We start from the raw sequence: 14,957 nt of genomic DNA, 5'->3' as shown, positions 1-14,957 counted from the left end.
ATGCCTTCTCCGGTCAAAGCTTGGTGTAGTCGCCGAAGATGCGCATCTCGCCGTCCGGGCGCGGCACGAACTCGATGTCGGAGCGGTGGGCCCAGTTGTAGACACTCTTCCACATGTAGTAGCCGGGCGTCACGTTCTGCCATGCCTTCGACAGCTTGAGATAGGTGGCCTTGCGGCTTTCGAAGTCGGTCGCCTCCTCGAACTCCTTGCCGGCGGCGAGATATTCCGGCGTCGGGTCCCATGTCTTCCAGTGGGCGGTGGAGCGGCTGGCGGTCGGGCCCCAATCCAGCCACAGCGGCTGATAGGGGTCGCCGGGGATGAAGTCGGTGGACATCGACATGTTCATCAGGTGGTAGGGCCGCGTGTAGACCAGCTCGAAATTGTCGAGGATGATCGCCTGCACGTTCACCCCCACCTGCCGCCACATCTCGATCATGATCTCGGCCGCCGCCTCGTAGTTCGGATAGAACGAGCGGGTGATGTGCCAGCGCAGCGGCTTTCCGTCATAGCCCGACTTGGCGATCAGCGCGCGCGCCGCCTCCTGGTCGTAGGGCAGAGGATTGGGCATGTCCGGGTCATAGAACTTCCCGTATTCGGGGAAATTGAACGGCACCGCCGGATGGAACGTGGTTTCGCCGAACAGCGCCTGCACGATGGAATCCATGTCGATGGCCTGCACCATGCCCTTGCGCAGGTTGACGTCGACCAGAGGATTGTCCTCCGGGTCCGCGCGACAGTTGAAGGCGAAGGCCGGATAGTTTCCGGCCAGCGCCCGGGCGACCGTGATGTCGGAATAGCTGCCCATCTGCGCTTCCTGGTCGGTCGGGATGTTCGCCATGAAATCGAACTCGCGCGACACCAGGCCGGCCATGCGGCCGGCGAATTCCGGCACGATCTTCCAGATGAGCTTCTGCGCCGGGGGCGGGCCTTCCCAGTAGTCGTCGAAAGCCTCCATCTCGAGCACCTCGCCCGAGCGGAAGGTGGTCACCCGGTAGGGGCCCGAGCCGACCGGCGCCTGACCGAAGGCATCGACGCCCACGTCCAGATAGTGCTTCTTCGGCACCACGAAGCCGATATAGCCGGTGAGCTTGCCCGGGATATAGGGATCGACGCGCTCGGTCTCGATCTCGACCGTCAGATCGTCCTTGGCCTCGACGCGCACGAAGCCGGCGGCGAAGGTGCGCCCGCGCGGCTCGAACGGTTGGTCGCCCCACAGGCGTTCCGGACCGAGCGTAAAGGCCACGTCCTCGGCGGTCATCGTCTCGCCGTTGTGGAACTTGACCCCCTCGCGCAGCTTGAAGGTCCAGACCTTGCCGTCCTGGTTCCATTCGGTCGCAACCCCGGGGCGCAGGATGAGGCCTTCCTTGTCGGCGATGTAGTCGCGCTCCACCAGGTGCGAGTAGATGTTGGGAAAGAAGCGCCGCGTGGTGGTGGCGATCCCGTTGATGGTGTTGATGTTGGCCCAGAGATTGTCCACCGCGATGGTGATGGTGGGGCGCGATTGGGCGAAAACCGTTGTGATCGGCTGGGTGAGAGCCGCCATTCCGGCCCCAAGCGAATATTTGCCGAAAGTCCGTCGGGTAATCATCAGCCTGCCTCCTTGTTCCCTTGTGTCGTGAATCGGTACATCAGCTCGTTCTCGTCTTCAGCATCGGGTCGAGCCGGTCGCGCAGCGCATCGCCCAGGATCGACATCGACAAGGTGATCACGAAGATCAGCACGCCCGGCCAGACCGAGATCCACCAGGCGGTGGAGAGATAGTCGCGGCCGTCGCCGAGGATCTGGCCCAGGCTGGTGTTCGGCGGCTGTATGCCGAGCCCCAGGAACGACAGAGCGGTTTCCAGCAGGATGATCTGCGGGAAGGTGAGCGTGATCTGCACGATCAGCGCCGAGGCCACATTGGGCAGGATGTGCTTCACATAGAGCTGCAACGGGTGCGCGCCCAGCGCCACGACGGCCCGCGCATAGGGCTGCGACGTGGCCGACAGCACGACGCCGCGGGCAAGACGGGCATAGGTTTCCCAGCCGAACAGGCCCATCAGGATGATGAACAGCGTCATCGAGTTGCCGAAGAAGGCCAGCAGCGTCAAGGCGATGAGGATGAAGGGCAGCGAGGCCTGGAAGTCGACGAACATCATCAGCACCTCCTCGACCCAGCCGCGGAAATGCGCGGCGATAAAGCCGATGACGGTGCCGAAAACCGCGCCGATCAGGGTGCCGGCCAGCGCCACCGAAAGCGACATCTGCAAGCCGGCGACCAGCCGGGCCACCATGTCGCGCCCGATGCGGTCGGTGCCCAGCGGATATTGCTCGGGACCGCCGAGGAAGGCGGGCGGCTTCAACCGGTTCAGCAGGTCCTGGCCGGTCACGGCGTGAGAGGTGAAGACATTGCCCACCAGGGCGACGATCACCACGGCCAGCAGGACCAGCGCCGAAAGGATGACGATGACGGAAGGGCGGCGTTTCATCGTGCACCTTTGCGTATGCGCGGATCCAGCAGGCCATAGGTCAGGTCGACGGCCAGATTGGCGAGCACCATGGTGGCGGCGATGACCAGCACCAGCCCCTGCACGAGCGCCAGATCGCGCTGCGAGACGGCGGTGACCAGCAGACGGCCGACGCCGGGCCAGGCAAAGACGGTCTCGACCACGATGGCGCCCGCAATGAGCTGGCCCAGATTCAGGCCGACGATGGTGACGATGGGGATGGCGGCATTCGGGAAGGCGTGGAACAGGATGCGCTTCACCGCCGGCACGCCCTTGGCGGCGGCGGCGCGCATATAGGGCCGCTCCAGAACCTCCAGCATCGCCGAGCGGGTGAAGCGCGCCAGCGTTCCGGCGGTGAACGTGCCGAGCGTCACGGCCGGCATGATGAAATGCCATATCGTTCCCGTTCCCGACGAAGGCAGCACCTGAAGCATCAGCGAGAACAGGAGGATCATCAGGATGCCGAGGAAGAAGTTCGGCAGCGCGAAGCCGAAGACCGCGAAGGCCATGATTGCCCGGTCGACGAATCGCCCGCGCCGCAGGGCGGCGATGATGCCCGCCGGAATGCCGACAAGCGTCGCCAGCAGATAGGCGACCAGCCCCAGGCTCACCGTCGCCGGCACCCGTTCGAGGATGATGTCCATCACCGGCCGGTGGTCGCGCAGGGAATCGCCGAACTGGCCGGTCGCCATCTGCCCGATATAGCTGAGATATTGCACGATCAGCGGCTGGTCGAGGCCCCATTGGCGGCGGAACTGCTCGATCTCGTCCGGCATCGCATCGCCGCCCAGCAGGGCGACGACCGGATCGCCGGAAGTCCTGAGCACGACGAAGGTGAAAGTCACCACGAACCAGAGGGTGAGGATCGTGCGCAGGAGTTTGATCAGCCAGAACCGGGTCATCTTGTCAGGAGCATCTCCGCACGCCGTCGACAACCACGTGAGCGAAACACGCGAATTTATTTAGATCAATTGCCAAATAAGCAACCATTTAATATGTTTTCGATATGAATAGCGGGGTCGATCTGCGCCAGTTGCGTTACTTCGTCTGTCTGGCGGAGGAGTTGCATTTCGGACGTGCCGCCGAGCGGCTGGGCATGGCGCAAGCGCCGCTGAGCCAGCAGATCCGGCTGATGGAGGAGCGGCTGGGCGTTGCCCTGTTCCACCGCACCACGCGGCGGACCCGGCTGACGTCGGCGGGCCATACGCTGCTTCGCCATGCGCGCGAGCTTCTGGACGCCGCCGACCGCGCGGTGGCGCACACAAGAGCCATGGCCGGCGAAGCGACAGGCCGCATCACGGTCGCAGGCGTCAACGTGGCCATGACCCACGTGATCCCGCCGGTGCTGGCGGCATTCCGCAAGCTGTGGCCGGCGGTAATCGTCGATGTCGTGCCGCTGGGCACCGCCGAGCAGTTGCGGACACTGGAGACGGGCGAGATCAACATCGCCTTCATCCGCCCGACCGAGCGCGCCGCCCACATGCAGGTCGAAACCATCCTGAGCGAGGGATTCGTCGCCGCATTGCCTCGCGGCCACCGTCTGGCGGAGAAATCCGAGATCGCGCTGCATGACTTTCTCGACGAACCGCTGATCGGTTACGCACCCATTCTCGGCGCCAAATACGCCACCATCATGATGGCCGCCCTGAGAAAGGCCGGGCTGCAGGCGCGCGTGGTGCAGGAATGCACGCACACCACGGCGGTGGCGGCACAGGTGGCGTCGGGCCTCGGCGTGGCGATCATGCCCTCATGGATTGTCAATATCCGCTCGCCCTACCTCGAATTCCGGCCGATCCCCGAACTGCCGCGTTCCATCGATCTGGTCGTCGCCTGGCCGACGGGCGAAACCTCGCCCATCGTGCGGGATTTCATCGCCACGACCCGGCACGTTGCCGGGGAGCTTGCGCAACGCTACGGCCAGGAGCCCGTTTCCTGAAGCGGCCGGCGGACCGCATCACACCAGAACGTCGACCGGGTTCGGATCCTCGCCACGGGCGATGGCATGCAGGTTGCCGATCATCCTGGTGATCGAAGGCGCGAACCCGTCGGCCGAGACGGCGCCGATATGCGGCGTGGTGATGACCCGATCCAGCCCGACCAGCGGATTGTCCGCCGATACAGGCTCGAACTCGAAGACATCCACTCCCGCGCCCCGCAGCCGCCCTTCGCGGATGGCCTCGGCCACATCCGCCTCGACCATCACCCCGCCCCTGGCGGCATTCACCAGCAGCGCATCGGGCTTCATCAGCGCCAGCGTGCGGCGATCGATCAGATTGCGGGTCGAGGCATTCAGCTCGCAGTTGAGCGTCACCACGTCGGCGCTCCGCAGCAGTTCCTCGAGCGGGGCGAACCGGATCCCCGCTTCGGCCTCCTCCGCAGCGCTCAGGGGCGTGCGCTTGGTGTAGAGGATCGTGCAGCCGAAGCCGGAGAGCAGCCGCGCCAGCGCCTTGCCGATATACCCCATGCCGACGATGCCCACTGTCTTGCCCGAGAGCCGCATCGATGTCGGCGACAACTCGCCCTTGCGCCATTCGCCGCCGAGGATACCGACATGGCCGCGCACGAGATTGCGGTTCAGGGCGAGGATCAGGCCCAGCGTCGTCTCGGCCACGGTCACCGCGTTGGAGCCGGTGGTGCGCAGCACCCGCACGCCGTGCCGGCGCGCCGCGTCGAGGTCGATGTTGTCGTAGCCGACGCCCCATTTATGGATGGCGCGCAACCCGTGGGTGGCCATCATCTCGGGCGTGACCGGCACGTCGCCGGTGATCCCGAAGGTCGCGCCCGAAAGGGCGGCGATCTGGTCCCCGGCCGCGCGCGAGGCCGTGGTCGCCAGTTCCCACCCTTCCGGCAGGAACGGCCGTATCCGGTCCAGCCGGGCAGGCGTCGTGGGGTCGAGCATCACCAGTCGCACCATTCGCACTCCGATCTTCGCATTCAAATATGGAACCGCACGCCGGGCCGGGCCAGCCCTCCGCCCTGGGCCATGACGGTGCCGTCCGCACGCCAGCACGCGGCACCGGTCATCATCCCGTCTTCGCCGAAGGCGATGGCGTTCATGCCGCCGCCGATGGTCTTCACCAGCCTCACCTCGCGGCCGCCGGCGGCGAGCGCCGCTTCCATGGGCGCATAGGCAGGCTCCAGCTCCATATGGTGGCCATCGGTCCACAGCCGCGGCGCCTCGACCGCCTGTTGCAGGCTCATGCCGTGATCGATCAGGTTGACGATGGCCTGCATGGCCGAAGGGAAGATCCGCACCCCGCCCGGCAGGCCAAGGGCAAAGAGCATTTTGCCGTCCTTCAGCGCCATCATCGGCGCCATCGAGGTCGGCACCCGCTTGCCGGGCGCGATGGACATCGCCTTGCCGGGACGCGGGTCGTAGTTCAGCATGTAGTTGTTGGGGATGATCCCCGTGCCCGGCACCATGATGCGCGCCCCGAACAGGCCATTGATGGTGTGGGTGGCGGCAACCACATTGCCGTCCCGGTCGGCCACGGTGACATGGGTGGTATCGCCGCTTTCACGAAGTCGCGGCTGCATCAGGCGGGGCAAGTCCCGTATCCGGCCGAGACAGATGCGGGCGTAATCCTTGGAGGTGTAGAGGTCGACCGGCACGTCGACGAAATCGGGATCGCCCGACGCGGCGCGCCGATCCTCGAAAGCGATGCGGATCACCTCGGCCAGCAGATGCAGGCTTTCGACAGTGCCGAAGCCCATGGCACGGACGTCGTAGTTCTCCAGCATGTTGAGCATCTGCACGACATGCACGCCGGATGAGGCCGGCGGCGGCGGGCCGGCGATGGTGTGGCCGCGATAATTCCCGAAGATCGCTTCGCGCTCGACGGCACGGTAGGAGGCGAGATCGTCCAATGTCAGCACGCTCGCATCCGGGCCGCCGGTCTGGAGCCGCTCGATCAGGGCCCGCCCCAGCGCGCCGCCGTGCAGCGCCGATGCGCCCTCGGCCTGCACCAGCCGAAGACTGTCGGCATAGGCGCCCATCACCATGCGGCTACCGGGTTCGGCCGGTGCGCCGCCGGGCAGCATCATGCGTGCCATCTCGGGATCGGCCGCGAGGTCGGCCTGGTGTTCGCGGATCGCCCCGTTCAGATAGTGGCTTACGGCAAAGCCGCGCGCGGCGGCGCGAATTGCCGGCTCGACGACGTCGGCAAAAGGCAGCTTGCCGTATTTCTCGTGCATCAGGCACCAGCCGCGCAGGTTGCCCGGCACCGCGACGGCCGAGGGGCCGACCAGATTGCGGCGCTCCAGCGTATCCATATATTGCCCCGGCAGGTCCGAGACCGGGGTGAACATGGTTGCGCTCATCGCCGCACCTGCCGTCGACAGCGCGTCCACCACCACATGCCGCCCGTCCGCCAGCCGGATATGCGAAACGCCGCCGCCGGCAATACCCACCATCATGGGCTCGACCACGGTGAGCGTCAGCAGCGCCGCCACTGCCGCATCGACGGCATTGCCGCCAACCGCCAGCATCTCGTTGCCGGCGGCGGTGCCCAGCGGCGCATTGGTCACCACCACCCCTCTCGCCCCCATCGCCGGGCGCTTCTCGCAGGTGAAGGGGAGATTTGGGTGGGTCAACACGACTTCCTCGCTACACATCGGCTGACGTCCGGCGGCGGTTCGGGGTCAGCCTTCAAGCCGAAGGCTTAAGGCGAAGATAGCGGGAAGAAAAGTCGGAAAGCACATATTCCGGATGCGGTCCGGCCAACCCCGGGCCGCGATCCGGCAGGGGCCGAAATTGGCGGCTGACCATTGCCGATGGCTGGAAAGCTAGGCCGGGTCCGGAAAAATTCGGTCAGATATCGAGCGCGACTTCGCGGCTGGCGGCCTGAAGAATGCCCCAGACATGATCGGCGAAGGTGCGCCAGACCTCGATGCGGAAGCGGTGCTCCGCCTCGCGCAGCAGCACGATCTGGGCCTTGTCGAAGATGGTGCGGCAGCCGCTGCCGACGGGCATCGCCTCGATGTCGAAGGCGATCGCCGAGCGCAGCGCAAGCAGCGCCGCCCTGCCCTCCACCTCGATGCCCACCTCGCGATGGCCGATATCGACGAGGCTGTGGATCGCCGTGGCGTAGAGGTCGGCGAAGGCAGCCTCGACGGCTTCCTGCTCGGCCAGCGGCGCCGTCAGATACCATTCGTCCGGCCCCAGACAGGCCGCAATCCTGCCGCCGGCGACGGCGACGGCGCCGATCTTCGCCGGAAGTCTCAGGCCGAAAGCCTTCGACGCCTTCTCGATGTGTGACGGATCGAGCCTCAGGTTGAAGCGGGCACAATCGGCAGCCACGCGGATGCTGAGCGGAGCGGCTTCCCGGACCGCGATCTCGCGGCCCACCAGCGGGTGATGTTCATGCAGCATGGGTCACTCCTACGCACTGAGGCGCTTGTTTTCAGGATCATAGAACACAGTTCCGGTGACGCTGGCCTCCAGCGTGCGGCCCGGCATCGGGATATGCACCGTCTCTCCCTCGCGCGCCCGTCCGCCCTCGATCACCGCCAGCGCGACGGAACGGCCGAGCGCGGCGCTCCAGTAGGAGGAGGTGACGTGGCCGACCATCTTCATCGGCAGGTTCTGGTTCGGGTCGAGCACGATCTGCGCGCCCTCCTCCAGTATCGTGTTCGGGTCCGCCGTCAGCAGGCCGACGAGTTGCTTGCGGGCGTCCTTCACCATGTCCGGCCGGGTCAGCGAGCGCTTGCCGACGAAATCGGGCTTGGCCTTGCCGATGGCCCAGCCGAGGCCGGCATCGTCCGGCGTCAGCGTGCCGTCGGTGTCCTGGCCGACGATGATGTAGCCCTTCTCGGCCCGCAGCACGTGCATGGTCTCGGTGCCATAGGGCACGATGCCGTATTCCTGCCCGGCTTCGTGGAGCTTTTCCCATACCGCACGGCCGTAGCGCGCCGGCACGTTGACCTCATAGCCGCGCTCGCCGGTGAAGCTCATGCGGAACAGCCGGGTCGGCACGCCGCAGATGCGCCCTTCGGCCACCGACATGTGCGGGAAGGCCTCTTCCGACAGGTCGATGCTCTCGACCAGCGGTTCCAGCAGCTTGCGCGCGTTCGGTCCTTGCAGCGCGATGACCGCCCATTGCTCGGTGGTGGACGTGAGCCAGACCTTGAGATCCGGCCATTCGGTCTGGAGATAGTCCTCCATCATGGCCAGCACCCGCGCAGCACCCCCGGTCGTGGTGGTGACGTGGAAACGGTCGCTGGTCATGCGGCCGATGACGCCGTCGTCGCGGATGAAGCCGTCCTCGCCGAGCAGCAGGCCGTAGCGGCAGCGGCCGGGCGCCAATTTCGACCACGGATTGGTGTACATGCGGTTGAGGAACTCGGCAGCATCCGGCCCGACGATCTCGATCTTGCCGAGCGTCGAGGCGTCGAACATGCCGAGCGACTCGCGCACCGCCTTGCATTCGCGCGCCACGGCGGCATGCATGTCCTCGCCCGGCTTCGGGAAATACCAGGCGCGGCGCCACAGCGACACCGGCTCGAACACGGCGCGGTTCTCCTCGGCCCAACCGTCGATGGGCGTCTTGCGCGTCACCTCGAACAGCTCGCCGCGATTGTAGCCGGCGAAAGCGCCGAAGGTCGTCGGCGTGTAGGGCGGGCGGAAGGTGGTGAGGCCCACCGCCGGTGCCGGCCGCTTCACCGCATCCGAGGCGATGGCGAGGCCGTTGATGTTGGAGGTCTTGCCCTGGTCGGTCGCCATGCCGGTGGTGGTGTAGCGCTTGATGTGCTCGATGGACTTGAAGCCCTCGCGCACGGCAAGGCGGATGTCCTTGGCAGTGACGTCGTTCTGGAAATCGACGAAGGCCTTGGCCTTCGACGCATTGCGGTCGGTCGGCAATTCGCGGTTGCTGACGCCGGTCAGCGCCATCTCACCCTCTACCGCGTAGCTGCCCGCTTTCGCCTTGAAGCCGGCGTCTGCCGCCGCTGCCGCACCGGCTTCGGCACCTTCAGCAAGCGCGGCCGCAAGGCCGAAGCTGCCATTGCCGGCGCCGGCGCAGCGGCTCGCCTCGGCATGTTCACCCGGCAGGAACATCTGGCCGTCCTCGTGCCAGTCGAGCTTGCCCTTGGTGTGCGAGAACAGATGCACGCTCGGCGTCCAGCCGCCGCTCATCAGGAGCGCATCGCAGGCAATGGTGCGGGCGGGCCCGACCACGCCGCCGCGACTGATCGGGTTGACGCGTACCGAGGCGACGCGCAACCGGCCGCTGGTGCCGGTAACGGTCCAGCCGGTCAGCACCTCGATCCCCAGGGCAGCGGCGCGCTGCTTCAGATGGCCGGCGACCTCGGGCCGGATATCGACGATGGCCGCAACCTTCGCGCCGGCCTCGGTGAGGTCGAAGGCGGCGAGCCAGGCGCTGTCGTGCGAGGTCACCACCACCGGGCGGTTGCCGACCTTGACACCATAGCGGTTGAGATAGCTGCGCGCGGCGCCCGCCAGCATGACGCCGGGGCGATCGTTGCCGTCGAACACCAGCGGCTTTTCGATCGCGCCCTGCGCCAGCACCACCTGTTCTGCGCGCACTTTCCACATGCGCTCGCGCGGCGCACCCTGCGGCGGGTTGGGAAGATGATCGGTCAGCCGCTGGCACAGGCCGACGAAATTCTGGTGGTAGTAGCCGATGGCCGTGGTGCGCGGCAGCACGGTGACGTTCGCCAGCGCCGCCAGTTCGTCGGTGGCCGCCTTCAGCCAGTCCCAGCCGGAGCGGCCGTCGATGCGCGCATCCGTTTCCGACAGCAGCGAGCCGCCGGGCTCGGCCTGCTCGTCCACCAGCATGACCCTGGCGCCGCTGCGGCCGGCCTCAAGCGCGGCCGCCAGGCCCGTCGGGCCGGCGCCGACGACAAGCACGTCGCAATGGGCGAAGCGGCTGGCATAGCTGTCCGGGTCCGGTTCGGTCGGCGACTTGCCGAGGCCGGCGGCGCCACGGATGAACGGCTCGTAGACCTTGTTCCAGAAGCTCTTCGGCCACATGAAGGTCTTGTAGTAGAAGCCGGCCGAAAACAGCATGTAGAGCGCGTCATTGATCGCGCCGATGTCGCGCTTCAGCGACGGCCAGTGGTTCTGGCTGGTGGTGGCGAGCCCGTCATATACCTCAAGCACCGTCGCCCGCGTGTTGGGCTCGAAGCGCCCCGGACCGCGACGGGTGCCGACCAGCGCGTTCGGCTCCTCCGACCCGGCCGACAGGATGCCGCGCGGGCGGTGATACTTGAACGAGCGGCCGACCAGATGCACGCCGTTGGCGAGCAGCGCCGAGGCCAGCGTATCGCCCTGATAGCCGTTGTAGCTGTCGCCGTTGAAGGTGAAGCGCACCGGCTTCGAGCGGTCGATGCGGCCCTTGCCGGAAATGCGGTAGCTGGTCATGACCGTGCATCCTCGAGTTCGGTCTCGCTCGGGCGCGGCAGCCCGGCCTTGTAGGTCATCACAAATTTGTCGCTCACGGTGTCGCGCACCGCGTTGAAGAAGCGCGCGCAGCCATGCTGGTGGCGCCAGCGTTCATAGTGAAGGCCGCGCGGATTGGAGCGGATGAAGAGATGGTCGCGCCACTCCTCGTCGCTCAGCTTCGACGGATCGGCGGGCCGCACGATATGCGCCTCGCCCGCATAGGTGAATTCAAGTTCCGGGCGCTCGGCCTCGCAATAGGGGCAACGGATAAGCAGCATCGCGGAACCTCCTTCAGTGCGCGACGGCGGCGGCCGCCGCCTCGTCGATCAGCCGGCCGGTGGTGAAGCGCTCCAGCGTGAACGGCGCGTTGATCGGGTGCGGCTCGTCGCGGGCGATGGTGTGGGCAAAGACATGCGCCGAACCCGGCGTCGCCTTGAAACCGCCCGTGCCCCAGCCGCAATTGACGTAGAGGCCCGGCACAGGCGTCTTGCCGATGATCGGCGAACGGTCAGGCGTGACATCGACGATGCCGCCCCATTTGCGCAGCATGCGCATGCGGGTGAAGATCGGGAACACCTCGCAGATCGCCGCCACGGTGTGCTCGATCAGCGGCAGGCCACCGCGCTGGCTGTAGGACACATACTGGTCGGTGCCCGAGCCGATCACCAGCTCGCCCTTGTCCGATTGAGAGATATAGGCGTGCACCGTGTTGGACATGACCACGCAGGGGAAGATCGGCTTCACCGGCTCGGAGACGAGCGCCTGCAGCGGATAGCTTTCCAGCGGCAGGCGCACGCCGGCCGTGTCCATCACGACAGAGGTGTTGCCGGCAGCGACGACGCCGACCTTCTTCGCCTTGATGAAGCCTTTCGCCGTCTCGACGCCCATGACGCGACCGTCCGGCCCACGTCGGATCGCCGTCACCGGGCAGTTCTGGATGATGTCGACGCCGCGCGCGGCGGCTCCGCGCGCATAGCCCCAGGCCACCGCGTCGTGGCGGGCGACGCCGCCGCGCCGCTGCAAGGCGGCACCCATCACCGGGTAGCGGGCATTGGCGGCGATATTGAGCGGCGGGCAATAGTCCTTGGCCTGCTCGGGCGTCAGCCACTCATTGTCGATGCCGTTCAGCCGGTTGGAGTGGATGTGGCGCTTGAAGCTCTGCACGTCGTGGACATTGTGCGCCAGCATCATCACGCCGCGCTGCGAGAACATGATGTTGTAGTTGAGTTCCTGGCTCAGGCCCTCCCACAGCTTCATGGCATGCTCGTAGATGCCGGCGGACTCGTCATAGAGATAGTTGGAGCGGATGATGGTGGTGTTGCGCCCGGTATTGCCGCCACCCAGCCATCCCTTCTCGATGATGGCGACATTGGTGATGCCGTATTCCCTGGCCAGGTAATAGGCCGCCCCCAAGCCGTGGCCGCCGGCGCCGACGATGATGACGTCATACTCGGGTTTGGGCTCGGCATCGGGCCATTGCGGCTGCCAGTTCTTGTTGCCGGTCAGGGCATTGGTCAGGAGCGACGAAAACGAAAAGCGGGTCATGGCACTCCCCGGTGTTCAACATGGCCGCACTATTCATGAAACGCCGCCATGTTGGACAGAACGATTGCGTCAGCGTAATGTTATCCCTGCGACAGCCCCTTCGACAGGCAGGCTGGGGGAGGCCCTATGGAACAAAGCGTCAGGTCCAGGCAGCAGCCGGGGCGCGCCAGCCCTGCCCCGCGCCTGTCGGTGGGCTTCATCCTAGCCCGCCGTTTCACGCTGTGCGCCTTCGCCAATTTCGTCGACGTGCTGCGCCTTGCCGCCGATGAGGGCGACCGCAGCCGGCCGATCCTGTGCGAATGGACGGTGCTATCGGACACGATGAGCCCGGTGGCGTCGAGTTGCGGCGTGCTGGTACAGCCCAATGAGCGGCTCGGCGATCCACGCAAGTTCGATTACATCGTCGTGGTCGGCGGGCTGATCGACGAAATCCCCAACCTGAGCCCCGACTATACGCGTTACCTGCAACGCGCGGCGGCGGCGAAGGTGCCGTTGGCGGGGGTGTGCACCGGTGCCTTCATCCTGCACCGCGCCGGCCTGATGGACGGCTATCGCTGTTGCGTGAGCTGGTTCCACCATGCCGATTTCCTGGAGCAGTTCGACGGGCTGAAACCGGTTTCGGACCAGATCTTCATCGTCGACCGCGACCGGCTGACCTGCTCGGGCGGCGCAAGCTCGGCCCATCTGGCCGCGCATCTGGTGGAAAAGCATGTCGGCCGCGCGCAGGCCCGCAAGAGCCTGCACATCATGATCATCGACGACGCGCTGCGGGCGGAGAAGCCGCAGCCCGGCATTCCGCTCGATCTGGCCACCGACGACGCGCTGGTGAAGAAGGCGCTGCTCCTGATGCAGCAGAACATTGACACGCCACTGTCGGCCACGGAGACCGCCAGGCGGCTCGGCGCCAGCCGGCGCCAGCTGGAGCGGCATTTCCAGGCCAGTGTCGGCATGGGCCCGGCATTGGCCTACAAGATCATGCGGCTGGAATATGCCGAATTCCTGCTGCGCCACAGCGAGCAATCGGTGACCGGGATCGCGACCGCATGCGGCTTCTGCGATTCCTCGCACTTCATCCGCGCCTTCCGCGAGCGGCACGGCACCACGCCGGCATCGTTCCGCAAAGCAAACTGAGAACGGCTCGAAAAAAGAGGCGGGCAAACGCCCGCCTCGCTTCAAAGTCTGCTGTGCGCCGCCAGCTCAATCCTTCAGCGGCTTGCCGGCGGTTTCGGTGGCGGCCACCATGGCCACCAGCGCCATCACCGCCGCCGCGACCAGATACCAGGCCGGCGCCAGCTTGCTGCCGGTGGCGGCTATCAGCCAGGTCGCCACGAACGGCGCCGTGCCGCCGAACAGCGCATTGGCGGCATTGAAGGAAAAGGCGAAGCCGCTGTAGCGCACCCTGGTCGGGAAGATTTCCGACAGGAAGCACGGCAATGTCCCGTCGTTGATCGTCAGCAGCGCGCCGAAAGCGATCTGGATCAGCACAATGGTCCAGAAGCTGGCCCCGTCGAGCATGGTGAACAGCGGCACCGTCAGCACCATGAACAGCACCGAGGCGACGATCAGCGCGGTCTTGCGGCCGAAACGATCCGACAGCATGCCCATCAGGAAGATGAAGAAGATGTAGGCGGCGAGCGCGATGCTGGTGGCGATGAAGGATTCGCTCTGGCCCATGCCCATCTCGGTGATGAGATAGGTCGGCATGTAGCTCAGGATCAGGTAGAAGCCGACCGCGTTGAGGCAGGTCGCGCCGAAAGCGATGGCGATCTGGGGCCGGTAGCTGGTGAACAGCTCGCGCACCGGCGTGGCCTCGACGTGATGCGCCTTTTCCAGCTGGCGGAACTTCGGCGTGTCCTCCAGCCGCAGGCGGATGTAAAGGCCGATCAGCCCCAGCGGCGCAGCCAGCAGGAACGGCAGCCGCCAGCCATAGGACTGCATGTCCTCGGCGCTGAGCATGGCGAAGAGGCCGGCCGACATCAGCGATCCCGCAAGCAGCCCGGCCGCCGTGCTCGCCGGCACCATGCTGGTGTAGAAGCCGCGCCTGGAAGTCGGGGAATATTCGGCGATGAACGAGGCGGCCCCGGCATATTCGCCCGAGGCGGAGAAGCCCTGCACCATGCGCACCAGCAACAGCAGCACCGGCGCCAGCAATCCCACCTGCGCATAGGACGGCAGCACGGCGATCAGCGTCGTCGCCACCGACATGATGATGATCGACCACGACAGCGCCGCGCGCCGGCCGATCCGGTCGCCGATCGCCCCCCAGACGATGCCGCCCACCGGGCGGATCACGAAGGAGATGGCGAACACCGCGAAGGTGGCGAGCAGGGCCGCCGCCGGCGCGATCTCGGGAAAGAACACCACCGCGATCACCGTGGCGAAATAGCCGTAGGAGGCATAGTCGAACCATTCGACGAAATTGCCGATGAAGCTGGCGGTCAGCACCTTGCGCAGGACCTCCGGCGACGCCTCGGTCTGGTCCAGCGGCCGGCCGGCCGCTGCAATGGCATCGGTTGTGGTCATCG

12 protein-coding genes are annotated in these 14,957 nt (G+C 66.2%); 2 read left to right on the top strand and 10 right to left on the bottom strand.

Features of this window, described 5'->3' with window-relative positions; translation table 11 throughout:
- Positions 1-13: 13 nt before the first annotated feature.
- From ABID37_RS09655 to ABID37_RS09645, 3 genes are read right to left on the bottom strand one after another with little or no spacing between them, the layout of a single operon-like run.
- Entirely contained in the window at positions 14-1,588 is a 1,575-nt protein-coding gene (locus ABID37_RS09655; protein WP_354194054.1) for an ABC transporter substrate-binding protein, read from the bottom strand.
- Between the two features lie 40 nt (positions 1,589-1,628).
- Positions 1,629-2,468: an ABC transporter permease gene (locus ABID37_RS09650; RefSeq protein ID WP_354194052.1), complete on the bottom strand. Its 840-nt coding sequence runs from the start codon at positions 2,466-2,468 to the stop codon at positions 1,629-1,631.
- Positions 2,465-3,388, bottom strand: a complete 924-nt coding sequence (locus ABID37_RS09645; RefSeq protein WP_354194051.1) for an ABC transporter permease — start codon at positions 3,386-3,388, stop codon at positions 2,465-2,467. Before ABID37_RS09645 ends, ABID37_RS09650 begins: the two co-directional genes overlap by 4 nt.
- A 104-nt stretch (positions 3,389-3,492) precedes the next feature.
- Here ABID37_RS09645 and ABID37_RS09640 point away from each other — a divergent pair, with 104 nt between their 5' ends.
- Entirely contained in the window at positions 3,493-4,422 is a 930-nt protein-coding gene (locus ABID37_RS09640) for a LysR substrate-binding domain-containing protein (protein WP_354194050.1), read from the top strand.
- 18 nt (positions 4,423-4,440) lie between these two features.
- On the opposite strand, the gene ABID37_RS09635 is transcribed toward ABID37_RS09640, so the two are convergent.
- The 6 genes from ABID37_RS09635 to ABID37_RS09610 all read right to left on the bottom strand — a co-directional run bounded on the left by ABID37_RS09635 (position 4,441) and on the right by ABID37_RS09610 (position 12,432).
- The gene (locus ABID37_RS09635) at positions 4,441-5,400 is read right to left on the bottom strand and encodes a 2-hydroxyacid dehydrogenase (protein ID WP_354194049.1); all 960 of its coding nucleotides are present in this window, start codon (positions 5,398-5,400) and stop codon (positions 4,441-4,443) included.
- A gap of 20 nt (positions 5,401-5,420) precedes the next feature.
- Positions 5,421-7,034: a gamma-glutamyltransferase gene (gene ggt, locus ABID37_RS09630; protein WP_354194294.1), complete on the bottom strand. Its 1,614-nt coding sequence runs from the start codon at positions 7,032-7,034 to the stop codon at positions 5,421-5,423.
- 262 nt (positions 7,035-7,296) lie between these two features.
- Entirely contained in the window at positions 7,297-7,857 is a 561-nt protein-coding gene (locus tag ABID37_RS09625) for a sarcosine oxidase subunit gamma (protein WP_354194048.1), read from the bottom strand.
- A gap of 9 nt (positions 7,858-7,866) precedes the next feature.
- Positions 7,867-10,866 carry a sarcosine oxidase subunit alpha gene (locus ABID37_RS09620; protein WP_354194047.1) on the bottom strand — a complete coding sequence of 1,000 codons (3,000 nt, stop codon included), beginning with the start codon at positions 10,864-10,866 and terminating at the stop codon, positions 7,867-7,869.
- Positions 10,863-11,165 (bottom strand): sarcosine oxidase subunit delta, encoded by a 303-nt coding sequence (locus ABID37_RS09615; protein WP_354194046.1) that lies wholly within the window; start codon positions 11,163-11,165, stop codon positions 10,863-10,865. Before ABID37_RS09615 ends, ABID37_RS09620 begins: the two co-directional genes overlap by 4 nt.
- A 13-nt stretch (positions 11,166-11,178) precedes the next feature.
- Positions 11,179-12,432 carry a sarcosine oxidase subunit beta family protein gene (locus ABID37_RS09610; protein WP_354194045.1) on the bottom strand — a complete coding sequence of 418 codons (1,254 nt, stop codon included), beginning with the start codon at positions 12,430-12,432 and terminating at the stop codon, positions 11,179-11,181.
- 126 nt (positions 12,433-12,558) lie between these two features.
- On the opposite strand from ABID37_RS09610, the gene ABID37_RS09605 reads away from it, so the two are divergent.
- Positions 12,559-13,563, top strand: a complete 1,005-nt coding sequence (locus ABID37_RS09605; protein WP_354194044.1) for a GlxA family transcriptional regulator — start codon at positions 12,559-12,561, stop codon at positions 13,561-13,563.
- A gap of 66 nt (positions 13,564-13,629) precedes the next feature.
- Here ABID37_RS09605 and ABID37_RS09600 read toward each other — a convergent pair whose 3' ends face one another.
- Entirely contained in the window at positions 13,630-14,955 is a 1,326-nt protein-coding gene (locus tag ABID37_RS09600; RefSeq protein ID WP_354194043.1) for an MFS transporter, read from the bottom strand.
- Positions 14,956-14,957 lie beyond the last annotated feature (2 nt).

The sequence above is a fragment of the Aquamicrobium terrae genome, from assembly GCF_040545735.1.
Lineage (GTDB): Bacteria > Pseudomonadota > Alphaproteobacteria > Rhizobiales > Rhizobiaceae > Mesorhizobium > Mesorhizobium terrae_A.
The sequence above is the reverse complement of the archived record's forward strand: the minus strand, read 5'-3'. Positions and strand labels throughout refer to the sequence as shown.

Coding starts and splice junctions, on each gene's coding strand:
- ABID37_RS09620 (WP_354194047.1), bottom strand. CDS start 10,866: ATGACCAGCTACCGCATTTCCGGCAAGGGCCGCATCGACCGCTCGAAG.
- ABID37_RS09640 (WP_354194050.1), top strand. CDS start 3,493: ATGAATAGCGGGGTCGATCTGCGCCAGTTGCGTTACTTCGTCTGTCTG.
- ABID37_RS09635 (WP_354194049.1), bottom strand. CDS start 5,400: ATGGTGCGACTGGTGATGCTCGACCCCACGACGCCTGCCCGGCTGGAC.
- ABID37_RS09625 (WP_354194048.1), bottom strand. CDS start 7,857: ATGCTGCATGAACATCACCCGCTGGTGGGCCGCGAGATCGCGGTCCGG.
- ABID37_RS09610 (WP_354194045.1), bottom strand. CDS start 12,432: ATGACCCGCTTTTCGTTTTCGTCGCTCCTGACCAATGCCCTGACCGGC.
- ABID37_RS09655 (WP_354194054.1), bottom strand. CDS start 1,588: ATGATTACCCGACGGACTTTCGGCAAATATTCGCTTGGGGCCGGAATG.
- ggt (WP_354194294.1), bottom strand. CDS start 7,034: ATGGGGGCGAGAGGGGTGGTGGTGACCAATGCGCCGCTGGGCACCGCC.
- ABID37_RS09615 (WP_354194046.1), bottom strand. CDS start 11,165: ATGCTGCTTATCCGTTGCCCCTATTGCGAGGCCGAGCGCCCGGAACTT.
- ABID37_RS09650 (WP_354194052.1), bottom strand. CDS start 2,468: ATGAAACGCCGCCCTTCCGTCATCGTCATCCTTTCGGCGCTGGTCCTG.
- ABID37_RS09645 (WP_354194051.1), bottom strand. CDS start 3,388: ATGACCCGGTTCTGGCTGATCAAACTCCTGCGCACGATCCTCACCCTC.
- ABID37_RS09600 (WP_354194043.1), bottom strand. CDS start 14,955: ATGACCACAACCGATGCCATTGCAGCGGCCGGCCGGCCGCTGGACCAG.
- ABID37_RS09605 (WP_354194044.1), top strand. CDS start 12,559: ATGGAACAAAGCGTCAGGTCCAGGCAGCAGCCGGGGCGCGCCAGCCCT.